Genomic DNA, 24,239 nt, shown 5'->3' on the forward strand with positions numbered 1-24,239 from the left:
TCCGTTCGGTGACCGGTATAAAGGCGGCGTGAACTTAATATAGGCTTGAGTGTGGAACGTGGGAACCTACGACATGGATGTTAAGGGAGAAATTCAAGTGGAAGACCCACAAGAATTAGAGTACCAATGCTATGTATAGGGGCGGAATAACTCGTAGTAGCAAAGAAACCTCCTAACGGAGGTAGAGCAAAGGGGTTATGTTATTCAGTTTTATGAGCAAGTCAACCATCATAAAATGGGAGGAACTTATGAATAAAACAAAGCCATATGCAATATCAAAAAGGGTGATTTATGAAGCCTTTCTAAGAGTAAAAGCAAATAAAGGATCAGCAGGAATTGATGAGGAATCAATAGAAGAATTCGAACTGAACCTAAAGGATAATCTCTATAAACTGTGGAACAGAATGTCTTCAGGAAGTTACTTTCCACCAGCTGTTAAAGCTGTAGATATACCAAAGAAAGCTGGTGGCACAAGGACACTAGGAATTCCAACTGTTACAGATAGAATTGCACAAATGGTTGTAAAACTGTATTTTGAACCTTCGGTGGAACCTTACTTTCATGAGGATTCTTATGGTTACAGACCTAGAAAAAGTGCAATTCAAGCATTAGAGATAACTCGCAAAAGGTGTTGGAGATACAACTGGGTTCTAGAATTTGATATTAAAGGCTTATTCGACAACATTGATCATGTATTACTAATGAAAGCAGTGGAAAAGCACACAAATATCAAATGGATAAAGCTATATATTGAAAGATGGCTTAGGGCTCCTTTTCAAACTAAAGAAGGTATAAAAGAACGTATCTCTGGTACACCGCAAGGTGGAGTCATAAGTCCAGTTCTTGCGAACCTATTTCTACACTACACATTTGATAAATGGATGACCATTAACCATCCCAATAATCCATTTGCTAGATATGCAGATGATGCAGTTATCCATTGCAATTCAGAAGCTGAAGCAGTTAGATTGCTTGAATCATTAAACAATAGGATGAAGGAATGTAAGCTTGAGCTACATCCATCCAAAACAAGAATTATATATTGTAAAGATGAGGATAGAAAAGAAAATCATGAAAATATTTCGTTTGATTTTCTAGGCTATACGTTCAGACCAAGACGTTCTAAGAATAGATGGGGAAAGCACTTTATCAACTTTACACCTGCGATTAGTAACAAATCAAAGAGAACAATTCGACAAGAAGTAAGGAACTGGAAATTACAGTTGAAAGCAGAAAAGGACCTTGAGGACCTATCCAAAATGTTTAACTCAAAGATAATAGGCTGGATAAATTTCTATGGAAAGTTCTACAAATCAGAAATGTACACAACATTAAGGCATATCAACAAAGCCTTAATAATGTGGGCAAGGAAGAAATACAAAAGGTTGGCTCGTCACAAGAAAAGAGCTGAATATTTCTTAGGTAGAATTGCAAATCAGAACCCAAAGTTCTTTAAACATTGGGAATTAGGTATTAAGCCTACGGCTGAATAATGGGAGCCGGATGAGCTGAGAGGTTCACGTCCGGTTCTGAGAGGGACTACTGGGGAGGTTCCAGTGGTCTACTTGCCTAAAATTCTTTGTCGCACTCGTTCACAAGCAATTAAAATGTATTATGCAGTGAATGATTTTCTTCATACAAGGCTTCGCCTTGAAATTAGCGAACAAAAATCAAAGGTGGTCAACCTAAAGAAAAACTCATCAGAGTTTTTAGGTTTTCGTTTCAAAGCCCATCTGAAAAAGACAAAGAAAAGGACTCTTTATGTCGCTCGCTCACACATGACAAAGAATGCGCTCAAAAATGCACAGATAAAAGTAAAACAAACAATCAAAGAGATTCAGAAACACCAATCGGTTGAGAATGTTTGGCACTTTAATACAGTTATAATGGGAATCCAAAATTATTATTCAGCAGCCTCACACATCACTGATGATTTAACTGAGCTGAACTATCGTCTTCATAAAGCGTTATTTAATCGTTTAAAAGAATTGAGAAAAGAAGCTACGTTTCAGGACTTTCCAAAATCCTTACAGAAACGGTACAAGGGATATGAGTGTAAGTACTTCAAAATAAAAGAAATGGTACTTATCCCAATTCATGCCCAACGTTGTAAGATAAATCTGAACTTCTCTCAAATTATTTGTAACTACACTACCGTAGGTAGGGACAAAATTCATCAAAACTTGCGAGCAATCAATAAACAAACGCTTACTCGTGTGATGAAACAGTTCATACCGAGCCGTTCCATCGAATACAACGATAACCGGATAAGTAGATTTATTGCACAATATGGGAAATGTGCTGTTACAGGGGTTGAATTAGGACTGGATGAATGGCATTGTCACCATAAGACACCGTACCATCTCACCAAAGATGATTCATACGGAAACTTAATGATATTGCATAAATCTGTCCATCTCCTTATACATTTGAGAGATTTAGAGAAAATACAAGTGCTTTTAAACTCACTCAAGTTAAATGAAAAGCAACTTACAGAAGTCAATAAATTGCGTAAGCAATGTCTGAACGAAGCTATCTGATTCTCCACAAAAACTTTGCATAATCATAAAAATCTTGAATGAATTGAATTAGTTGGAACGCCGTATGCTGGGAAACTCGCCTGTACGGTGTGAAGTGGGGGAAAAGCTGGAGATAACTTCAAAAGCTTACCTATCACTATAACAACACTTTTAAAGAAAATTGGATATCTATGTTAAATTTCAGAATAGATGGTAAGGTTATACTTAACTAATGGGATAGTTTAGTTTTAGAAGATAAAATAATAAATCATACTTGACCCTGTACTATGGTACAGGGTTTATTCTGTACTAGGAAGAAAAATTCCTGTAAATAATTGCAGATCAAATAGAGGAGGCAGCAACATGAATCAAAATCATTTGAATACTTCGTTAAAGGACAAGGTGTTACAATCACTTGGTTTGCCAGAAGAAGGATTTGAGGGAAAAATCCGTTTATTGTCTCCTTCAGAAAATAGTATCCGTTTAGACATTCTTCTTTTCATGGCTGAGGGAAAAATCGTCAACATCAATGATTTAACTGCAACAGAGGAACAAATTGATGTCCAATCTGCTCTTCAACGTTTAAGGGAATTGGATTTAATTCACTGGGACCAAAACTCTGGGGATGTGAACGTGGCGTATCCTTTTTCAGGAGTTCCGACTCCACACCGTGTTACATTGGCTGGAATGTTGCCAGCTTATTCCATGTGTGCGATTGATGCCCTTGGCATTCCATCGATGTTTACAGATGCCGTTATTGAATCGGAATGTGCATTTTGCGGTGAAAAGATTACCATCGATGTGAAAAACAACATGCCCGTTGCCAATCCTGATACCGTGGTTGTAGGCTTGGGAACAACGGATGCTGCCGATACCAACGCATGCTGCGATTCTTCTTGCGAATCGAATGAGCCAACGTCCATTTCTACCAGCTGTTGCCCAGCCATTCAATTTTATTGTTCTGAGGAACATTGGCAAAAAGCGAATGAAAAGAATTCAACAACGGCGAAGGACAAGCTGACTCTTGCGGAAGCCTTTGAGGTTGGGGCTGCTGTTTTTGGCGGCACGTTATCTGGCTCTAAGGGTAAGTAAAATCTCATGAATGAAGTAAACTATATATTTACCCTGTACTAAGGTACGTGGTTTATGCTGTAAGTGAGGTGAGACGTATGAAATTTCGTATCGGAGAACTGGCTGACAAGTGCGGTGTTAACAAGGAGACCATTCGATATTATGAGCGTTTAGGCTTAATTCCAGAGCCTGAACGTACGGAAAAAGGATACCGAATGTATTCCCAACAAACGGTCGATCGATTGCATTTCATAAAACGAATGCAGGAATTAGGATTTACCTTAAATGAAATTGATAAATTGCTAGGGGTTGTCGATCGCGATGAAGCGAAGTGTCGTGATATGTATGATTTCACTATTTTGAAGATAGAGGACATTCAACGTAAAATTGAAGATCTTAAAAGGATTGAACGAATGCTGATGGATCTTAAAGAAAGATGTCCCGAAAACAAAGATATTTACGAATGCCCCATTATTGAAACACTGATGAAGAAATAAGAGGTGAAACAGAAATGAAAAACATAATAAAAAGTTCAGGTTGGTTTCTTGTCGCACTCATCACATGCCCGTGTCATCTGTTTTTACTACTTCCGTTGATTGCAGGAACAGCACTGGGATCATACTTCACGGAATTTAAAAATGTTATTTTCATCATGATGGGTCTGTTATTCGTTTTCGCTCTTTTCAAGGGCTGGAGAAAACTTGATCCAGAAACAAAAGAGGAAACAAAGAAAGATACAACCACACATGATTGTTGCAGCATGGAGAAGTTCAAGTCATGAAAGAAAAAGTTTCACAAGTAGCCACTGTATTTTCAGCTTTTGTTATGGCGGGTTGTTGCCTGGGTCCACTAATCTTGATTCCCCTTGGACTCACTGGGTTTGCAGGCGCAATCGCATTCTACTCGTTGAAGTATCGGTTATTGTTCAGCATCGTTACCATTGTCCTTCTTGCGTACTCCTTTTATATGGTTTATGGAAGAAAGGGTAAAAGGAAAAGTTCTGTCATTGGCTTATGGATTACAACGTTCCTTGTTTTTACCATGTTTCTTTTCTTATTTTCAGTTGAAAGTTGACTATAAAAAATGGGGTGTATTATGTGAAAGTACAAATAATCAGGATTATGATGTTGCTATCCCTTATGCTAGTGGTTAGTGCATGCAGTAACGAACAAGAAGTCCAAAAAACTGAAGTATCTAAGAGTGAAGTGAAAACAACTGCTATGAATTCAGAGAAGGATGTAAAAGCTATTACTGAAGCTGAGAAGACGGGGACATTCATGGTTATAGCAGGGATGGATTGCTGCCCGCCATCAGTTGTGGAAGATGCCATTGCACAGGTTGAAGGTGCTGGCAAAACAGCCATTAAAGTTAATGGAAGCACCGCGGAAGTAACGGTTTCTTTTGATGATACGAAAACCAATTTAGATGCAATTAAGACGGAGGTTTCAGACTTGGGTCTCCCCGTCGAATAAAAGGAGGATATTTTTACCATGAAAAAATATCGAGTGAACGTGCAAGGAATGACATGTTCGGGTTGTGAACAGCATGTAGCTGTCGCTCTTGAAAACATGGGTGCAAAAGCGATTGAAGTAGATTTTCGCCGTGGAGAAGCTGTATTTGAGCTTCCTGATGACGTGAAAGTTGAAGACGCGAAAAATGCGATTGCTGACGCAAACTATCACCCGGGCGAAGCAGAAGAATTTCAATCGGAACAAAAGACGAATTTATTGAAAAAATATCGGCTAAACGTTGAAGGAATGACCTGCACTGGTTGTGAAGAACATATTGCGGTTGCTCTTGAAAATGCAGGTGCAAAAGGGATTGAAGTAGACTTTCGTCGCGGAGAAGCACTGTTTGAACTACCGTATGATGTAGACATTGATATCGCGAAAACAGCGATTACTGACGCACAATATCAACCGGGCGAAGCAGAAGAAATACAAGTGCAATCGGAAAAAAGGACAGATGTAAGTTTAAATGATGAAGGTAACTATGATTATGATTACATCATCATCGGTTCTGGTGGAGCTGCCTTTTCATCTGCCATTGAAGCCGTTGCTTTGAACGCAAAAGTGGCTATGATTGAGCGTGGAACGGTGGGTGGAACTTGCGTTAATGTCGGATGCGTTCCTTCTAAGACCTTATTAAGAGCAGGGGAAATCAATCATCTAGCAAAAAATAATCCATTTGTGGGATTACACACTTCGGCTTCAAATGTTGATTTAGCGCCATTAGTAAAACAAAAGAATGATTTAGTAACCGAGATGCGAAATGAAAAATATGTGAATTTAATTGATGATTATGGTTTTGAATTAATAAAAGGTGAAGCAAAATTCGTAAATGAAAATACAGTTGAAGTAAATGGCAATCAAATCACAGCCAAAAGATTTTTAATAGCTACAGGTGCTTCTTCAACTGCACCTAATATTCCCGGATTAGATGAAGTAGATTATTTAACAAGCACTAGCTTATTGGAATTAAAGAAGGTTCCAAATCGTCTTACCGTAATTGGTTCAGGATATATCGGCATGGAATTAGGACAACTATTTCATAACCTCGGGTCAGAAGTCACTTTGATTCAAAGAAGCGAGCGTCTATTAAAAGAATACGATCCTGAAATTTCAGAAGCCATTACTAAGGCCTTAACAGAACAGGGAATTAATTTAGTAACAGGTGCAACCTATGAACGAGTTGAGCAAGATGGAGACATTAAAAAAGTTCATGTTGAGATAAATGGTAAAAAGCGAATTATTGAAGCAGAACAATTGCTAATTGCCACTGGAAGAAAACCAAATACAGAATCATTAAACTTACATGCAGCAGGCGTTGAAGTTGGTTCCCGTGGTGAAATTGTCATTGATGATTATCTTAAAACGACCAATTCCCGAATTTATTCAGCTGGAGATGTCACTCTCGGTCCCCAATTTGTTTATGTAGCTGCTTATGAAGGTGGACTTGCTGCTCGTAATGCAATCGGAGGACTAAATCAAAAGGTCAATTTAGAAGTGGTTCCAGGCGTTACGTTTACTTCTCCATCGATTGCAACGGTTGGTTTAACGGAGCAACAGGCAAAAGAAAAAGGATATGAAGTGAAAACATCGGTATTGCCGTTGGATGCTGTTCCAAGAGCGCTCGTTAATCGGGAAACAACAGGTGTTTTCAAATTAGTGGCAGACGCGAAAACATTGAAAGTGTTAGGGGCGCATGTAGTGGCAGAAAACGCAGGAGACGTAATTTATGCAGCAACATTAGCTGTGAAATTCGGTTTAACTGTTGGAGATCTGAGAGAAACGATGGCTCCATATCTAACAATGGCAGAAGGATTGAAGCTGGCTGTCCTAACTTTTGATAAAGATGTTTCGAAATTATCTTGCTGTGCTGGATAAGTTAGAAAAAAGATTCCTGATTATTGCTCAGGAATCTTTTTTCTGTTTTATGAATAAGGTTTTCCGTACTTTGCCAAATTAACTTTAAACTGTTTAAGGAAATGAAATATTTATATAGCATATTTGTTTTACACGGTTTATTATGTCAACAATCTGTGCACTTTGGTTAAGTCTTCTTGCTATTGAAATCTATAAAACTTACTTAATAAAAAGGATTGAGTTTCTCTACAAATTATCGAGGAATGACTAATGGTGGCAGAGGAATAAATCCCTTTTTAACAGCCATTGAGTCAGTGGCTAGGTGCAACGATTTGCACGATGATAATTACGAATAAATGCATCACTTACGTCTGCTCGATGGCTCGAAATTGCCCCAGTATTCCAAAGTCCATAAATCCCTGTACGGCGAAATAATGTCCAATGAGTATCTTCTGGTCATCTATAAACAGGCGTTTGAATATCTCCTAGTTCCTTAACTGTTTTTGATTCCGAAATAGCATTATATGGAGCTGGAACAGTGTAACCAAGACGAATTAAAATTTGATATAACTCTGTTAGATTGGGTTCGCATACATCCCGACGATAGATTTCCATAAGTTGTTTTAATTGAAGATTCTTTAAAATCTGAATGTATAAATTACATTACCCCAAGCAAACCCATTCGCGAAGGTAGCCTTGGGTTACCATATAATACTCGCTAGTATCAAGGAAACGGTTTTCATGTCGAGTTTATTATAGAAATGTTGCAATAACACCATTTTAAAGATGATGTTACTTCTATCTCCTGATTAAACTTTGTATTTAAATTATAAAATTGCACTTGACCTTCCCCTAAGGTGAACGTTGTAAACTCTAGTTAATTCAGTGATGGTCTTCCAGTTAACGAAAAGGGGGGAGATAATGGAGGATTTAACGATTGGTCAACTAGCCCAACAAACAGGAGTCAGTCGAAAAGCCATTCGACTGTATGAAGAAAAGGAATTGATACTGCCTTCTATAAAGCGTAGCGAAGGTAATTACCGCGTTTATAACCAAGAGCATGTGTTTTGTATCAATGGTATTAAACAACTCCGATCATTAGGCGTATCACTGGAGGAAATGAAAGATTTAATAGTGATTTTCGAAAAAAATACGGTGGAGATAGAACCGCATCTACAACATTTGTTAAAAGATAAACTGACCAAGATAGACGAACAAATCAACGAACTACAAAAGTTGCGTAAACACATTGAATCGTACCTTGATTCCCCGAAAGAGGCATTCAATCAAATGGAGGGATTTAAACAATGAAGAATAAAACAGAACTCAAAAAATTTTATGAACTATTGTTAGCTAAGCTGCCTAAAGAATCAGTGCCTATTCTTCGGACAATTTTTTTCTCCATTCGTGATGGGCAGGCAGTTACAGAAAGTTCTTTAATAAATCAAACGGGAATTAATACAAAAACAGTTCAGTCAGTAGTGAAGATATTAGCCCAACGGCAGATGATCGTTCGGGAGGCGGATCAAAAAATAGTAGGGGCATTGGGCTTATCGATTATACCGACTACTAACCAGATTCATTTAGGAGGACGAACTTTATTTGCCTGGTGTGCAATATCGACATTGGAGCTGTCAACTGCTCTGGTTGCTGATGTCGATATACATTCCCGTTGTGCGTACACAGGTGAACCGATTGAGGTAACTGTCCGAAATGGAAAATTAGCAAAAACAACTCCTGATTCAACAGTAATCTGGACAGTGCCGTTTGATTCTGAGGCTCCATGGGCCGGAGGAACATGTAAACAAATTCACTATTTTAGCTCAGTTGAGCATGCAAACAAGTGGAAAGAAGAACATCCAAAATTGCAAGGGGAAATTATGACTTTGGAACAAGCTCTCTCTTTTGGAAACGAATTGAAAAAATTTTTATCATAGGGTAGAGCCCATGAAGTTTCAAAAATCAGACAAGCTATGAAAAGGATGCTTTTATCGGTCAATTAGTCCAACAAATGGAGTTTTTAGGTAATGAAAAGTAATATCGAAAATAATAATAGGAACAAAAAATAACAAAGGAGGAAAAAGACATGAAAACTGAAATTCAGGAAATCGTAACCCGACTTGACCAACAGTCGAACAAGGGAGAGGGAGGAGAATCCATGAAGTGGCTGTTTCGCCCGTTGTTACAAATGCTAGCAGGGGGGGAGTCTGTCACCATTGAAGATATGGCGACAACGACCGGAAAACCTGTTGAAGAGGTGAAGAAAGTTCTCCAGTCTCTGCCAAGCGTGGAAATCGACGAACAAGGCCGTGTCGTTGGTTTAGGTCTTACCCTTATCCCTACCCCTCACCACTTTACGGTTGATGGGAAGCAACTATATGCCTGGTGCGCCCTTGACACACTTATATTTCCAGCACTCATCGGTCGTTCGGTCAACATCGAGTCACCCTGTCACAGCACCGGAGAACCTATACGGTTGAATGTGGAACCGGACCACATTGTAAGCGTGGAACCTTCCACTGCCGTTGTCTCAATCGTGACGCCAGATGATATGTCCTCGATTCGTACGGCATTCTGCAACGAAGTCCATTTCTTCAGCTCACCGAATGCAGCCGAAGACTGGCTTGACCAACATCCAGGGGGAAAAGTGTTATCTGTAGAAGATGCCTTTGAACTGGGTCGCCTAATGGGGACGCGTTACGAGGAATCTAGACCTGCCAATGGGTCATGCTGTGACATTTAGTCGCAAGTAACCACGATACCAGAAGGAGCCACAGGTCTGAAAGATGAAACCCAGGGCCAGCTCAGGACAGGTTTCCCTCTTTTATACCTGATTTCTTATATCTCTGACCGCTAACTACGCGAAGTATGCAAAGGTGGTAAAACCTACAAAAATACCCGGTATTTCTGTACTAAGGAGCCGATCCGTATATGCCATGGTACCGGAGTATTTATTCGATGCTACGATTGAAGGCTTTAAAGACGGAAAAACAGTACAAAAATACAGTTAAAATCCATAAATCATGGAGGTATTGAATAAAAAAATTCATCATTCTAGGAGGGAAAAATATGCAAACATTAATCTGTCCTGCTTGCGGATGTTCCCTCGTACGACTAGGGATTGAAAAAGATAGGGCAGCTGTGTACAAATATAAGTTTACGAGAAGACCTGCTAAAACATATTTCTCCATTGGGATGGGAACATATTAATTTTCTTGGCGAATACACATTTGATATGAAGAAAGTAGCAAGTTTATATTCACTACGCCCTCTTATTCAATAATACTAAAGGCCGATGATTCCTTAGGTAGGGAAAATCGGCTTTTTTCCTCCCAAAATTCTCTTAGCGTATGTTTTCCGCGTTTTGTTGGTAAGACCCCTAGAAGGAAGTATATTCGTTGCTGGTTCAGCGATTCAATGGTTACGAGATGGACTTAGAATGTTCAAAGATGCATCCGATAGTGAAGGATATGCTGAAAAGGTAGACTCAACTGACGGTGTTTATGTTGTGCCTGCATTCGTAGGTCTGGGAACTCCTTACTGGGATAGTGACGTCAGAGGAGCGGTGTTTGGTTTAACACGAGGAACACAAAAGGAGCATTTTGTTCGAGCAACATTAGAATCGTTAGCCTATCAAACAAAGGATGTTCTTACAGCCATGGAAGCGGATTCAGGGATTTCCTTAAAAGGACTTCGTGTTGATGGTGGTGCTGTTAAAAATAATTTCTTAATGCAATTCCAAAGTGATATTCTCGGGGTTTCAGTGGAAAGACCTGTTATAGAAGAAACGACAGCATTAGGTGCTGCTTATTTAGCCGGGCTTGCTGTAGGTTATTGGAAAGACCGCGAAGAAATTTCGAAGCAATGGAACATTAACCGCACTTATGAACCTAATATGTTAGATGAACAAAGAGATACTCTATACAACGGCTGGAAAAAAGCGGTGAATGCAACAATGGCATTTAAATAATTAAGAAGAAAAAGAAGACCATACTATCGTCTGAAACTTTGTGACGTTAGTATGGTTTTTCTTTATTAAAAACTTGATTGTTCTAATCTTTTTTATTGTTGTAAATGATATTTTTTAATTTTAAGATAAAGTGTATTACGGCTTATTTTTAAGATAGAAGCAGCACGAGTAATGTTCCAGCTTACATAATCTAAGGTTCTTTTGATCACTTCTTTTTCTGAATGAACTAAAGAGGTCAGGGTTGCTTCGTCTTCAGAAAACGCTTCAGTAGATCGTTCATATTCCGTTTCAAAATCCAGGTCCTTTGCAAGTATTTCATTCCCTTCGACTAAAAAAGAAGCTTGCATAAGAACACTATTAAGCTCTCTAACATTTCCGGGCCAATGATAAGAAAGTAGCTTTTCTTTTGCCTCACGTGAAAGATGAAGAGAAGGAGATTCTAAATTTTTTATTAAATAGTTGGATAGTTCAATAATATCTGATCGCTCTCTTAAAGGAGGGATTGTCATAACGATTCCTTTAAGTCTATAATATAAGTCTTCTCTAAATCGTCCAGCTTCAATTTCTTTCCGAAGATTTTTATGTGTGGCAGCTATTACTCTTGTATTAATGGGGATAGATTTTATCCCGCCTACACGTGTTACCGCTTTTTCTTGAAGAACTCTTAACAAAACAGCTTGTGCTTTCAGTGGCATATCACCGATTTCATCAAGAAAGATTGTCCCATCATTTGCAGCTTCAAATTTCCCAATAACACCATCACGATTAGCTCCAGTAAAAGCTCCTTTTTCATATCCAAATAATTCACTCTCAATAAGGTTTTCGGGAATTGCACTACAATTAACAGCAATAAAGGGCTTATCTTCTCGTAGCCCTGAAGTATGTAAGGATTGTGCAATTAGTTCTTTTCCTGTCCCACTTTCACCATAAATGATAATAGGAAAATCTGTTAACGCAGCTTTTTTTACCTTTTTTCTAACTTCATTCATTTTAGGACATGATCCAATAATATCTGTTATTGCGTATAATTTCTTATCTTTAGGATTTCTCTTAGATTGTTTATTAAAAGCCATAACTAGCCTTGATTGTTTTTGTGATGGATCTGAGATAACTTTTGTCATATATCCTGTTGTATGTTGAAACTCTTTGCCAATGCAGTCTTCCCCTAGAAGCTGTCGTGCTGACTGATTTGCTCGGATAATTCTTTTATCATCATCCAGAGATAGAAGAGGGACTGTTGACAAGCTAGAAATCGCTTCAAGTTCTTTTATTGTTATGACTTTTTCATGTGAAGCTTGATCAAAAAGTAAGCCATTTTGAATGGAATTTGCCATGATATTGGTTAAGGATATGATAAATGGGTGGAATAATTCCTTTCTAGCACTAATATTAACGGCTCCAATTAGCTCTCCAGCTGGGGAGTAAATAGGGCTTGCTGCACATGTAAGAAATTGATTTTTTACATAGAAGTGATGATCAGCATGGGTAATAATGGGTACTTTTGCAAAGATAGCGAGTCCCATAGCGTTTGTTCCTTTGTTTTCTTCGGACCAATTTGACCCTATTGATAAATAGTCTGTAGAACCTGAACCATCCAGTTGTCCTACTTTATGAATAATGGTCCCGTTTCGATCAACAATGACCACAACTAATTTTGAACAATAGCTAGAGGGTAGTGAGTTAATAACAGTTGCTGCATGTTTAATTAATAACTCATTTTCTTTCATAAGTTTACGCAAGGCGTTACCGGTTAAAATTGAGTTTTCTATAGGGTCTGTTTGGGAAAGACCAATCTCTTGACAACGTTTCCAAGATTGATTAATTACATCGCTCTGTTCATAAAGAATCTCCGTAAACATGTTATGACGATTACCTCCTCTACACTTTAAGGCAATTTGTTCTTTGAATATATTATACTATTTTTTCTATAATTAGGAAAATTTTAGGTTGAGTTTGTCTTAAATTAGGACACAGTTTGTGCTATTTTTGAACACGCTTTCAGATGAGGGATTAAAGGATAAATAAAAACTAGCTTTCAGTGTTGGCATAAAAATTGCAAATATATAAGTGTAAGAAATTGAATGACAAGAGGGGATGAGTTAAAGATGAAGGGAAATAGAGCGGTAGCGTATATGGGACCTGGAAAAGTGGAGGTTCAGGACATTGGATATCCTGACTTAGTGTTAAGAGATGGCCCTGGTGTAAATCCACTGAACGTTGGTCGAAAGTGTAATCATGGAGTTATTTTAAAGGTTGTCACAACAAATATTTGTGGTAGTGATCAGCATATGGTAAGGGGAAGAACGACTGCACCTTCGGGTTTAATTCTTGGACATGAGATTACTGGGGAAGTCATTGAAGTAGGAAGAGATGTTGAGTTTATAAAAAAGGGAGACCTTGTATCCGTTCCATTTAATATTGCTTGTGGCCGTTGTCGAAGCTGTAAGGAACGTGATACGCATATTTGTGAAAATGTAAACCCTGACCGTCCTGGCTCAGCATATGGATATGTTGATATGGGTGGATGGGTCGGTGGTCAATCGGAATATGTAATGGTACCATACGCTGATTTTCAGCTTTTGAAGTTTCCAGATAAAGACCAAGCAATGGAAAAAATAAAAGACTTAACCATGCTCTCAGATATATTTCCAACAGGCTATCACGGGGCAGTAAGTGCAGGAGTTAAGCCAGGCTCAACTGTTTATATAGCTGGCGCTGGTCCAGTTGGTCTTGCAGCAGCACACTCTGCTCAATTACTAGGTGCGGCAGTTGTTATTGTTGGTGATTTAAATGGTGAGAGACTTGCTCAAGCTAAAAGCTTTGGATGTGAAACAGTAAACCTTCGAGAGCATCCAGACTTAGGAGAACAAATAGAACAAATCTTAGGTACACCAGAAGTAGACTGTGCAGTGGATTGTGTTGGTTTTGAAGCCTCAGCACACGGAGCAAATGGTGTTGAAGCACCTGCAACTGTTTTAAACTCAATTATGACTGTTACACGGGCAGGGGGGAGACTTGGTATTCCGGGACTTTATGTAACAGGTGATCCTGGCGCAATTGATGAGGATGCAAAAATTGGAACATTAAAGGTGCGACTTGGATTAGGATGGGCGAAAGCACACACATTCGTAACAGGACAAACACCTGTCATGCAATATCATAGAGAATTAATGACAGCTATTTTGAGTGGTAGAGCACAAATTGCAAAAGCAGTTAACGCCACTGTTATCTCACTTGATGAAGCTCCAAGAGGATATCAGGAATTTGACAAAGGTGCTGCAAGAAAATATGTTATTGATCCACATGGACTAGTAAAAAATTAATTGATACTTAACGGCAAGAATAAAGAAACCTTATATAAAAAAGGCGGAGAACAACGAGGGTTGTTTCCGCTTTTTTAATGGAGCATATAGGAATCATCACCGTGTTTTATCGTTTTTTCTTCTTAGGATCATTTGCTGGGTTATTTTTTATCACTTTATCAAAAATGACATAAACATATACAACGTTATCGTCAGTAAATTTCACATTTGAAACTTTAGCTTTACGGCCCTTAATTTTAATGTTTTCATTTTCAGATGGAGGTTGTTCTAAGAGCTGAGTTAAGACAACGGTATTATTTTCTACAAATTGCACAACAGGCATAAATCATTTCTCCTTTCGAAATATAGATAGAAGAAGGAAGGAACTCATGTGTAGTATAGATACATATTTAGAAAACTTGATAATTAGACCATCTTTATACAAATTATATTATTACGTAAAATATAAATTTGACGTAATAATGTATATAATTTAAACTACTATTATAGAACTTTGGGTCTTGAGGTGAATTTTATGGCTACAGAATCACAGCAGCAACATTATCGTAAGCTGCAACTATTACTAAAAGAATTACCGTGGTATGTTGAAGAATATATCGATCATAAACGCAGAAAGCTTTCAGCAGCATCATTACTGAATTACTGTCATGATTATAAAATTTTCTTCAATTGGATCATCTCAGAGCAACTTTATAACGGAAATCTCAAGGATATTCCTTTGGATTTACTTGAAACATTAACTGTACAGCAAGTTGAAGGTTTTTTATATGCTTTGCAATACGAACTACATAACAAAGAAATTACTGTAAATCGAAAGTTATCAGCATTAAAGTCCCTTTTTAATTATTTACAAAACATTGCTGAAACGCGTGATTTAAAACCTTATATTCAGCGTAATGTGATGGCAAAAATTGAATTTAATGAGCTTAAGGATAGTATGGAGACGATTGCGAACAAAATGGAGGGAAAAATCCTCATTGGTGATGAGTATGAAAAGTTTCGTCGTTTTATCGCTCATGACTATGGTGAGGTTTGTAAAGAAAATAAGAAGCTTTTTAACTTTTATCGATTAAATCAAGAGCGTGATACCGCAATTGTCTCCCTTATTTTAGGATCTGGCCTACGTCTTTCTGAGGTAGTAAACCTTGATTTAGAAGACATTGATTTTACTAAGTTTTCTGCACGTGTAATACGTAAAGGAAATAAAGAACAATATGTATACTTTAGTAAAATTGCGATGGATGATCTTCAGGAGTATCTAAAAATAAGAGAAACTCGGTACCTTGTGGAGAAAAGCAACAAGGCTTTGTTTGTAGCAGCAGCAATGGGACCAAAAGGCAAATCCAGACGCCTGACAGCACGTTCAATAGAAAAACTTATTGAAAAATATGCTGCAGCGTTTGGAAAGCCATCCCTATCGGTTCATAAGTTAAGACATTCATTTGCTACGAGGTATCATTCTGAGATTAATGACGTACCTAAACTTAGAAGACAATTAGGCCATTCCTCTATTCAAACGACCATGATCTACACACATATAAGAAATGATGATTTAAAAAGTGCTGTAGATCGTATGGATATGCCGAAAGAACAGTAAACGTTAAAGAGATTCCATTTCTTCTTCAAAATAAAACGTATTCGGATACTCTTTTAATGTATAAGAGTATCTTTTCATGTTAGCAACATAACTACAGTTAGTAATTGTAACAACTTCCTTTTTAGCTTTCAGAAATACTTTTTCATTGATCTTAAATTTGTTATTATTTTTCATTGTATACCAACTTTCTTTGGATGCGATAGTAGTATTATCTCATAAAAAGGAATGGATATTTCAATTTTTCAATATAGAAATTAATATTTCATCATTTTTTCTTAGAAAACAGGTCGAAATGAATGCATTTTAAATACAAAAATAGCCAGTGAATGAAGATTATCTGATAAGTGATAATGGTAGCACAAGGTGTTGGTTAAATCAAAGAGAGATAAGAGAAGGTATTAGCAATTATATATATATTTTTTTATTCTAGTTTACATAATATGTATTATGGGAAGTTAAATAAGATAATAAATTCTGTCTCATAAACCAAGATTACTCAGGAAAATGAGACAGAAAAAATTTTCATTTTTTATTATTACAAAATCTAAGCTATAAATCTATAGATCTAGTGTAAATTTTTTAATAATTAACAACATAATACTATCCGTTTAACGAATTCTATATGGATTTAGCGGCAAAAACATCGTAATTTTAATCCAAACATTCGATTTTCATTAATTTAGGACCGTTTATTGTTCGAATTAAAATGGGCTTTTCTCCATTTGTCGCATATTCCGTTAATGAAAAGCCTCCCTCTTTCATATCAACTTGAACATCTACTCGTATTTTTACCTCATTGTTTAATTCAGTCAGTATGCTGTTAGCTAGCTCTTTCGTTAATTCCTTTTTGAGACGTATGACAATATCAATGTCACTGGATTCTGTTGTTGCATCTTTTTTAGACGCTAGCTCAAACCCTACACTCCCGGTTGGTCCCCACACAAGGGAATATTTATTCATAATACGGTTGATTAACTCTAAATGCTTGAAAATGTCCTTGCTCTTTCCTACCCATTCCCTTTCCCTGCTTAACTGTTCTGGAGAAATTCTTCTTATTATACGCTCAACGGGTAAAAATGAAGCAAATCGTTCATTTCTTTGCTGACCTCGAACACCAACCGCTACAAGACCCTCACCAGCTTGTGCTCGCCTTACGACTACAAATGGCGCAGATGCTATCGCATTTTCAACCCATTCAGGTATTTCTGTAAAACTAACTAAATCTGTGATAGCTCTAATTTCTAATAAATCATGTGGAATTAATTCCATTGCTGCTCCAACTTTTGTCTAACCTTAATAGATGCTGCCCTTCCAGTAAGAGCAAATGAAGTTTTCAATCTTATACTTAAGTCATTTGAGTCTTCAACCAAAATGTCTTCTAGGGCTTTCTCAATTTCTTTACAGATTATTGTACGGTCTTCTAAACCCGGTGAGTCTGCTTCTACACCGTCTACTAGAGAAAATAAAGCTCCTAGCTTTTCAAATGACTGAATATCGTAAGCCATTGCTGGTACCTTCTTCGTTGCTTCTTCTAATTCTTCAAGGCTACGCTGTGTAACTCGAGCTGCCGATTGTTTTGACATGACGTGAATATTAACGCCTTCATCACGTAAAGCAATCAGTCTATTTGCTTGCATACCATGTGATAAGAAAGCTCCTGATATCGCTTTTCCTGGTATAAATGAAATGATTGGATGACCTGATAATCTAGCAGAGGCATAAGCATCAACTGCTGCTGCACAAGCTTGATGAATACCAAGAAGCTCTTCTCGATATCCATATGCCTGACTTGGTACATCAACAATTGCAACAATGGCACGTTTTTCTTTACCTTGATCCTCGTTTATTACATCATGTATTTGTTTTGCAATAGACCAACCTTCTAAAAGGCCTACTTCTCCATTTCTTGCACGTGGAAAACGACTATGTTGGTCAGGGACAACCGCTATAAATCGTACTTTTTTCTCACCAATCATTCCATCAGAGACTCGAACCGATGGGATATCACCTACTTCCGGGAATTCACCACGCAATAAATCAAACCATGTACTTCCTCTCCCGGTATCTTTACTACTATTAATTACGTCTTTATCTCCCTCTTCAACACAGTCTTCAGATTGTAACCATAAAGATCTTACCTTCTCAGGAGTTAATGGCTGAGTGGGGTCAACCAAATTTAAGAGAGTTTGGTACTGACTTATTCTTTCTGTCCTCGGAGCTTGAGCATGTATTTTATCATTGATAATTGACGTGATCGTTTCTTTTATTAGGCATTGATCATCTTTGACTAAAAAGTCTGCAAACCCGGAATTCATCCGTTGTTCCCCACCAATCGTTCCCCAAATTAGCTGTCGATCTTTTGAATCGAATTCTCTTATACCCGCTTCTTGCTCAATTACTTCAGGACCGTTTAATCCGAGTCTTCCTTCACGAGTCATTAAAATACTACTACAAAGCCCTGCCGTTATTGACATACCACCAAAGGCTCCAATCTTTCCAGGGATAACCCCAATAACCGGGACATAGTGCCGGAGTGCTACAATTGCAGCACATATTTCAGCGATGGATAATAAACCGTAATTTGCTTCTTGCAACCTAACTCCACCTGTGTCAAACACTAAAACCGGAATAACTTTTTTACCCTTTTCACAATCTTTTAATGCCAATTCTAAAGCCCCAGCTACTTTTGCGCCCGACACTTCACCAATTCCACCACCCTGGAATTTTCCTTCAATTGATATCACGATTGCTTGATGATTATGAATCGTCCCTTTTGCAACGACAACTCCATCATCGCTTTGTGGCACGATACCCTGTGGCTCCAGATGTGGTGACTCAAACTCATCACTTGGTCCAAGTAATTCTCTATGATTCTCCTGATCTAAAATGCCTAGAGCTCTTTCACGAGCATTGCTCTCTACAAAACTAGTTTTTATTGTATTTATCATGACAACTCACCTCCAATGCCTGCTCAAGACGAAGTTTTACTACCCCGGGTGTAGCACCAAAATCATTAATTTTTACTTCTGCGGAGATATCATGCTCTTGAAAAAAACGATGAATAACAGATTCCCATATAGTTTTATAGCCTCTAATACCTGTACGAATCGTGATGTTTGTTTTTGAATGGTTAGTTGGTTTTATTATGACCTCTAGATCACCTGATCCTACTACACCAACATGTGCAAAATGTTCAATTTGCTTTGATGCAGGAAAGGTGTATGAGATTTTTTCCAATATTAGCACCCCACTTATCTTATACAATGGTATTCTTTCAATTCTCTACCTTTATTCATCTGTTCTGTTTTATCTAAAAACAGTGTAGCTGCAAGAAGGTCTGCACTACCACCTGGAGAAATATTTCGTTTAATAAATTCCTGGTCCATTTTGTTTAAAGAATCAAAGTTGCCTGATTTTAAGAAAGAGCAAGCCTGTTCTTTAGCAAATTCTAGTCCTTGAATTCCTCCTCGGTGCAGAATACATGTGTCTTCCACAGTAGCAATTAAAGAAAGTAAAGAATTTAGTTTAGCCTGTTCATCGGTTAAACCGTTTTTTCTAGATTGGTATAACATTGGGAGTGAAAACTTTCTGATGTGAGGAAACCCTTCCTGTGCCTCCCCTTTTGCACCATTCACCCCATATTTAACCATAGCATGGCGTCCATTCGTAACCGTTTTAGGACAATATCGATCAGGGTAACTAGCTAACTTGCCAGCAGTTGAAAGACATTTCTCAATTGAAAATGTCCCTTTTCCCATAGAAACAGCCGATGTTAGTAATCCGATCGCCCAAATGGCTCCTTTATGTGTATTTATTCCATTTGTAACTTCAAACATTTGTTTCTCGCCAGCTCTGCCAATCTCTGCAATTTCTTCTCTTAAAGACTGGGAAGGCAAGCGACCATAACTTGTATAGGCAATTTTTTTAAACGTATCTTTAAGTGATTCAGCAGATGCCCTCATCAGGGAACATGTTAAATCGCTGTGTGATCCAGTGTTATTTTGATCAACAAGACCTGGTTTAGGTGTAAGTTCCAACTCTTCAATTAGTGATTGAACTGCTACCGATGCAATAGAAGCACTAAATACCTTACTTTCAATCTCCATTTTCACCCTCCATTCTTTACCAGCTTCTAAATTTCGCAGGAGGTTCATATAAGCCTTCAGACCAATCAACAAGTTCCTCGACATTTTTAGCTGCTAGTAATGATCGTTTAGCATCTGTTCTACGAATTTGTAAATCTTCTGGAAGAGCTAGTAATCCTCTATTACGGAATTCTTCTAGTTTCTTAGAATTCTGCTTTAAACCAACAGGTGTTACCCCGGCCACAGCTGAAAGTACCTCTCTTCTTTCTTGTACACTATCTGTTTTATACAAATAGGCAATTCCTTCCTCTGTCACTACATGTGTAACATCGTCTCCATAAATCATCACAGGTGCTATAGCTAGACCAGAATCTTTTTTTACATCAATTGCATCAAGAGACTCTACAAAAACAGGTTTGTTTCCTGCTTGAAATGTTTCTACTACCTGAACAACAAGTTTTTTTCCATAACCGAGCGGGTCATCTGATGTCATCATATTTAACCAGGCTGGTGTTGAATGTCTACGTCCACCTGGATTATGACCCATATTAGGTGCTCCACCATATCCAGCAAGTCTTCCACTTGTTACAGTTGAGGAGTTTCCATCACGATCTATTTGTAAAGTAGAACCAATAAATAGATCAACTGCGTATTGTCCCGCCATCTGGCATAGAGTGCGATTTGATCGTAAACTGCCATCTCGTCCTGTGAAAAACACATCGCGTCTAGAAGAGATATATTTTTCCATCCCTACTTCTCCACCAAAACAATGAACACTTTCTACCCATCCACTCTCAATTGCCGGAATTAATGTAGGATGTGGATTTAACGCCCAATGCTTGCAAATTTTACCTTTCAAACCAAGTGATTCCGCATATGTGGGTAGGAGGAGTTCTATTGCAGCTGTGTTGTACCCAATACCATGATTTAACGACTGTACCTGATGTTTTTCATAGATACCACGAATGACCATCATAGCCTGTAATACTTGAATATCGGTGATGTGACGAGGATCTCGTGTGAATAAGGGCTCAAGTTCATATGGCTTATCTGCAACGACAACAAAATCTATCCAAGATCCGGGAATATCAACACGAGGCAATTCATCTGTTAATTCATTAACCTGTGCAATAACTATTCCATCTCGAAATGCAGCGGCTTCTACAAGTGTTGGTGTTTCTTCGGTATTAGGACCTGTATACAGATTGCCATGCTGATCTGCTTTATCAGCAGCAACTAGGGCGACTGAAGGAATTAAATCGATAAAGAGCCTGCCATATAATTCGATATAGGTGTGAATTTCTCCCATTGTTAATTGGCCATCTTCAAGCATTTGAGCCATTCGCAAGCTTTGAGGACCCGCATAAGCAAAATCTATTTTTTTTGCTATCCCTTTTTCAAATAAATCAAGATGCTCAGGTCTTGAAATACTTGACATGATCATGTGTAAATTAAATACTTTTCCAGGATTTAATTGGGCAAGTGCTTGTGATAGAAAAGATGCTTGTTTTTGGTTATTACCTTCTAAAACAACACGGTCACCAGGTTGGATTAAACTCTCCATAGCGGTTACGATGTGTTCTGTAGGAATCACCCTTCCATCCACTAAACTCTTGACACTCTCCAATCGTTTCTGTTTTGCATCAAAACGCGTTGACCATGATCTTTTTTGACTTACAGAATTTTTTAATGTTTCCATTCGTATTCTCCCCTTCCTCACTTCATTTGCTCACGTAATGCAACATATTGGCAATCATCAAAACCATTTTTCTCTATAGATAAAACTCGAGCATCAGGAAATGCCTTAATAGCTAATTGAGATAAAACATTCCCTGGCGGCATTTCGATAAATAGATTAGTTCCTTTTTCATATAAAACAGTTGCAGCATCATGCCATTGGACCGGAGAAGAAACACTTTCGGCAAGATCTTGACGAATATCATTTGGATCATATAAAAGCCTTGCTCTTCGATTACCTGCATATGGTATTTTAGGTGGATAAAATGGAATTTCTTTTAAAGCTTGCAAAAGTGCTTTAGAAACTGGAGTTAGTAACTGACAATGAGAGGGTGTACGAACGTTTAACATCCTGGCACATCTTATCCCCTTTTTACTTGCCTCTTCTAAAACTTTCTTTATACCAAAAATAGAGCCTGATATTGTTATTTGATCTGGAGCATTTTGATTCGCTATGTATACAGGAAACTTCTCATTGTATTCATCATGAACTATAGCTCTAAGCTGACGAACATCCATGCCAAGCACGACTCCCATTCCATAACCATCTGGATGTGTTTTTTCCATTAACTCTCCTCGTAAACTAACGATATTTAGGGCATCTTTGAAATCAATAACACCTGCGGCAACGGCTGCGCTAAATGCGCCGACCGAATGGCCTGCAACAAAATCCGGTATGACTCCTTCCGTAGCAAATGCTCGAGATACCGCTACACCAGAAACTAATAAACACAGCTGTACCGCTTTTGTAGAAACAAGTGCCGTTTCTGAATGGAGGTTGTATACGCTTTCATTTAGTATTTCAGATGCAGTTTCTATGACATCATTCACTGCATCACACTTTGGTAAATCGTTCAAAAAATTAGGTCTTTGTGATCCTTGGCCAGGAAATAAAAAGGCAACCTTCAACATGTTCACCTCCTTAGACATACTAAGAACGAAGCACTTTTTGAACACTTACTATCACATCTTCATTATGTTTTACTATCAAATCTGATAATTCATCTAACTTTTGTTCATTCAAAAGGTTAATGATAAGCTGATGCTCATTAATAGATTTTTCAATATTACCTTCATTTGCAAAAGATACACTTTGAATCCGTAATAATGGCCAGCCAAGACGTAAATACATATTTTTAACTGTTTCACTTTTACTCATATTAATTAAACACATATGAAATGAATGATTTAATTGCGTGTAAGAATAAACATCCTTAACTTCCTTCATTTGTTTTAGGATATTTTGCATTTCCTCTAACAATTCAGTGTCTATTCCATGTTTTTTAATACGTTCCATCCCCATGTTTTCAAGCATGTTGCGAATTTCTAGAAGATCATATATTTCATGCTCACTATACTCTTTTACTACAGCCCCTTTTCGTGGAATTCTTTCAACAAGACCTTCAATTGCTAGTAAATAAATTGCCTCACGTACTGGAGCCCTGCTTGTGCCATATTCTTCAGCATAGATATGTTCAACTAATTTTTCTCCTGGCTTTAGGTCACCGCTAATAATTTGATCTGTAATATGTTTAGCAATAGAATTAGATAATGCATGATTTTCAAAGTTCGTTTTCATATTGACGACCCTCCTAAATTGAAGTTCGGAATATTGTCGACTGTCGATTTCATTATACGAAATCCAAATGACGAATTCAATGTTTTTAGAAAATTTAAAATAGTATTTGCATTTTCTATCATTACCCTTTATGATAATTTACAGAATACAGTCGACTTTATACTCCTACTTTTGTAAACGCTTACTTACTTGTTCTCATCCTTCTACATACGGCTGTAAAAAAAACAGTGAGGTGTATACATGGTTATTTTTGGTGTAGCGTTACTGGCAATATGTATGTTGTGTGGTATTTTCTTAGGAGAAATTTTTGGTCTTTCTTTAGGAATTGAAGCAAATGTAGGTGGCGTAGGAATCGCAATGTTAATGCTTGTCCTTATTGTTGACTACCTAAAAAAACGTGAGAAATTGAGTCAGGCTGCTCAGGATGGTCTAGGTTTTTGGAGCGCGATGTATATTCCTATCGTTATTGCCATGTCAGCAAACCAAAATGTTGCGGGTGCACTTGATGGTGGTCCTCTTGCTATTGTAGCCGGTATTGCTGTGGTCATTATTAGCTGGATTTTTGTACCGATTTTAAGTAAAGGTAAGTTTCAAGCATCAGGTAATAGTGCTGTTGAAAATAGCCATATGAATGGAGGCGGAAATTCAAATGTTCGAAACATTAAGTAATGTTTTTACAGATAACCCACTCATCGTTTCTTTTGCTATTGTAGGTGTCACTATGTATATCGCATATGCTATTTCAAACAAATTAACAAAAGGTAGGATTCACGGATCAGCAATTGCTATTATTCTTGGTTTACTACTAGCATATGTAGGCGGTATAACAACTGGTGGAGAGAAAGGTCTATCTGATATTAGTATCTTTGCAGGAATAGGAATGATGGGAGGTGGCATGCTACGCGATTTTGCGATTGTTGCCACTGCTTTTGGTGCAAGCTTTGATGAAATAAAAAAAGCCGGAGTAAATAAAATGTACCCTTTGTAAAGGAC

Annotated in this window: 25 protein-coding genes and 3 pseudogenes; 18 read left to right on the forward strand and 10 right to left on the reverse strand. The window is 37.7% G+C overall.

The genetic code is table 11. The features are described 5' to 3' along the window. Window positions 1–248: 248 nt before the first annotated feature. The 14 genes and pseudogenes from ltrA to LPC09_RS11770 form a co-directional block, all read left to right on the forward strand. Window positions 249–1,493, forward strand: a complete 1,245-nt coding sequence (gene ltrA / locus LPC09_RS11710) for a group II intron reverse transcriptase/maturase (RefSeq protein ID WP_231309552.1) — start codon at window positions 249–251, stop codon at window positions 1,491–1,493. A gap of 72 nt (window positions 1,494–1,565) precedes the next feature. Continuing rightward, the gene (locus LPC09_RS11715) at window positions 1,566–2,540 is read left to right on the forward strand and encodes an HNH endonuclease signature motif containing protein (protein WP_231309553.1); all 975 of its coding nucleotides are present in this window, start codon (window positions 1,566–1,568) and stop codon (window positions 2,538–2,540) included. A gap of 342 nt (window positions 2,541–2,882) precedes the next feature. Next, entirely contained in the window at window positions 2,883–3,611 is a 729-nt protein-coding gene (locus LPC09_RS11720) for an organomercurial lyase MerB3 (RefSeq protein WP_001073002.1), read from the forward strand. A gap of 77 nt (window positions 3,612–3,688) precedes the next feature. Next, a complete protein-coding gene (gene merR1 / locus LPC09_RS11725) occupies window positions 3,689–4,087 on the forward strand; it encodes a mercury resistance transcriptional regulator MerR1 (protein ID WP_000672080.1) in 399 nt (132 codons plus the stop codon). After that, window positions 4,084–4,371, forward strand: a complete 288-nt coding sequence (merE, locus tag LPC09_RS11730) for a mercury resistance MerE (protein ID WP_254912385.1) — start codon at window positions 4,084–4,086, stop codon at window positions 4,369–4,371. Before merR1 ends, merE begins: the two co-directional genes overlap by 4 nt. Continuing rightward, window positions 4,368–4,664 carry a mercuric transport protein MerT gene (gene merT, locus LPC09_RS27605; protein ID WP_000660891.1) on the forward strand — a complete coding sequence of 99 codons (297 nt, stop codon included), beginning with the start codon at window positions 4,368–4,370 and terminating at the stop codon, window positions 4,662–4,664. The genes merE and merT overlap by 4 nt, the downstream gene beginning before the upstream one ends. Before the next feature lie 23 nt (window positions 4,665–4,687). Then, entirely contained in the window at window positions 4,688–5,062 is a 375-nt protein-coding gene (gene merP / locus LPC09_RS11735; RefSeq protein WP_000867937.1) for a mercury resistance system substrate-binding protein MerP, read from the forward strand. Window positions 5,063–5,080: 18 nt separating this feature from the next. Then, window positions 5,081–6,976, forward strand: a complete 1,896-nt coding sequence (merA, locus tag LPC09_RS11740) for a mercury(II) reductase (RefSeq protein ID WP_032489320.1) — start codon at window positions 5,081–5,083, stop codon at window positions 6,974–6,976. A 900-nt stretch (window positions 6,977–7,876) separates the two neighbouring features. Continuing rightward, on the forward strand, window positions 7,877–8,266 hold the full coding sequence (merR2, locus tag LPC09_RS11745; RefSeq protein WP_000389892.1) for a mercury resistance transcriptional regulator MerR2: 390 nt from the start codon (window positions 7,877–7,879) through the stop codon (window positions 8,264–8,266). Then, entirely contained in the window at window positions 8,263–8,892 is a 630-nt protein-coding gene (gene merB2 / locus LPC09_RS11750; RefSeq protein ID WP_000792368.1) for an organomercurial lyase MerB2, read from the forward strand. Before merR2 ends, merB2 begins: the two co-directional genes overlap by 4 nt. Before the next feature lie 149 nt (window positions 8,893–9,041). Then, the gene (locus LPC09_RS11755) at window positions 9,042–9,698 is read left to right on the forward strand and encodes an organomercurial lyase MerB1 (protein ID WP_000845541.1); all 657 of its coding nucleotides are present in this window, start codon (window positions 9,042–9,044) and stop codon (window positions 9,696–9,698) included. A 326-nt stretch (window positions 9,699–10,024) separates the two neighbouring features. After that, entirely contained in the window at window positions 10,025–10,165 is a 141-nt protein-coding gene (locus tag LPC09_RS11760) for a hypothetical protein (protein ID WP_162493026.1), read from the forward strand. Continuing rightward, window positions 10,113–10,238 (forward strand): annotated as a pseudogene (locus tag LPC09_RS11765) (Tn3 family transposase); the annotation flags it as partial. The gene LPC09_RS11760 and the pseudogene LPC09_RS11765, both read left to right, overlap by 53 nt. 96 nt (window positions 10,239–10,334) lie before the next feature. Continuing rightward, window positions 10,335–10,925 (forward strand): annotated as a pseudogene (locus LPC09_RS11770) (FGGY-family carbohydrate kinase); the annotation flags it as partial. Between the two features lie 92 nt (window positions 10,926–11,017). Here the strand turns inward: LPC09_RS11770 and LPC09_RS11775 are convergent. Beyond that, complete coding sequence (locus LPC09_RS11775) at window positions 11,018–12,784, reverse strand: sigma-54-dependent Fis family transcriptional regulator (protein WP_098796913.1); 1,767 nt, start codon at window positions 12,782–12,784, stop codon at window positions 11,018–11,020. Window positions 12,785–13,030: 246 nt separating this feature from the next. Here LPC09_RS11775 and fdhA point away from each other — a divergent pair, with 246 nt between their 5' ends. After that, window positions 13,031–14,248: a formaldehyde dehydrogenase, glutathione-independent gene (fdhA, locus tag LPC09_RS11780; protein WP_098796912.1), complete on the forward strand. Its 1,218-nt coding sequence runs from the start codon at window positions 13,031–13,033 to the stop codon at window positions 14,246–14,248. 106 nt (window positions 14,249–14,354) lie between these two features. Here fdhA and LPC09_RS11785 read toward each other — a convergent pair whose 3' ends face one another. Continuing rightward, entirely contained in the window at window positions 14,355–14,570 is a 216-nt protein-coding gene (locus LPC09_RS11785) for a hypothetical protein (protein WP_098796911.1), read from the reverse strand. Window positions 14,571–14,762: 192 nt separating this feature from the next. On the opposite strand from LPC09_RS11785, the gene xerS reads away from it, so the two are divergent. After that, window positions 14,763–15,845, forward strand: coding sequence for a tyrosine recombinase XerS (xerS, locus tag LPC09_RS11790; protein WP_098796910.1), 1,083 nt, complete (start codon window positions 14,763–14,765; stop codon window positions 15,843–15,845). 3 nt (window positions 15,846–15,848) lie between these two features. Here the strand turns inward: xerS and LPC09_RS11795 are convergent, their stop codons facing one another. From LPC09_RS11795 to LPC09_RS11830, 8 genes are all read right to left on the reverse strand, one after another. Further along, the gene (locus LPC09_RS11795; protein ID WP_231309554.1) at window positions 15,849–16,019 is read right to left on the reverse strand and encodes a hypothetical protein; all 171 of its coding nucleotides are present in this window, start codon (window positions 16,017–16,019) and stop codon (window positions 15,849–15,851) included. 477 nt (window positions 16,020–16,496) lie between these two features. Further along, on the reverse strand, window positions 16,497–17,114 hold the full coding sequence (locus LPC09_RS11800) for a malonate decarboxylase holo-ACP synthase (RefSeq protein ID WP_231309555.1): 618 nt from the start codon (window positions 17,112–17,114) through the stop codon (window positions 16,497–16,499). Continuing rightward, complete coding sequence (gene mdcD, locus LPC09_RS11805; protein ID WP_231309556.1) at window positions 17,105–18,793, reverse strand: biotin-independent malonate decarboxylase subunit beta; 1,689 nt, start codon at window positions 18,791–18,793, stop codon at window positions 17,105–17,107. The genes LPC09_RS11800 and mdcD overlap by 10 nt, the downstream gene beginning before the upstream one ends. Then, window positions 18,771–19,082 carry a malonate decarboxylase subunit delta gene (locus LPC09_RS11810; protein WP_231309557.1) on the reverse strand — a complete coding sequence of 104 codons (312 nt, stop codon included), beginning with the start codon at window positions 19,080–19,082 and terminating at the stop codon, window positions 18,771–18,773. The genes mdcD and LPC09_RS11810 overlap by 23 nt, the downstream gene beginning before the upstream one ends. 14 nt (window positions 19,083–19,096) lie before the next feature. Next, entirely contained in the window at window positions 19,097–19,951 is an 855-nt protein-coding gene (locus LPC09_RS11815) for a triphosphoribosyl-dephospho-CoA synthase (protein WP_231309558.1), read from the reverse strand. A 16-nt stretch (window positions 19,952–19,967) separates the two neighbouring features. Next, window positions 19,968–21,629: a malonate decarboxylase subunit alpha gene (gene mdcA / locus LPC09_RS11820; protein WP_231309559.1), complete on the reverse strand. Its 1,662-nt coding sequence runs from the start codon at window positions 21,627–21,629 to the stop codon at window positions 19,968–19,970. A gap of 17 nt (window positions 21,630–21,646) precedes the next feature. Further along, a complete protein-coding gene (gene mdcH / locus LPC09_RS11825; protein ID WP_231309560.1) occupies window positions 21,647–22,576 on the reverse strand; it encodes a malonate decarboxylase subunit epsilon in 930 nt (309 codons plus the stop codon). 22 nt (window positions 22,577–22,598) lie between these two features. Continuing rightward, a complete protein-coding gene (locus LPC09_RS11830) occupies window positions 22,599–23,246 on the reverse strand; it encodes a GntR family transcriptional regulator (protein ID WP_231309561.1) in 648 nt (215 codons plus the stop codon). Between the two features lie 240 nt (window positions 23,247–23,486). On the opposite strand from LPC09_RS11830, the gene madL reads away from it, so the two are divergent. Further along, window positions 23,487–23,915, forward strand: a complete 429-nt coding sequence (gene madL / locus LPC09_RS11835) for a malonate transporter subunit MadL (RefSeq protein ID WP_098797569.1) — start codon at window positions 23,487–23,489, stop codon at window positions 23,913–23,915. Then, a pseudogene (locus LPC09_RS11840) lies at window positions 23,896–24,216 on the forward strand (malonate transporter subunit MadM); the annotation flags it as partial. The gene madL and the pseudogene LPC09_RS11840, both read left to right, overlap by 20 nt. Window positions 24,217–24,239 lie beyond the last annotated feature (23 nt).

It is taken from the genome of Metabacillus sp. B2-18, from assembly GCF_021117275.1.
Taxonomy (GTDB): domain Bacteria; phylum Bacillota; class Bacilli; order Bacillales; family Bacillaceae; genus Metabacillus.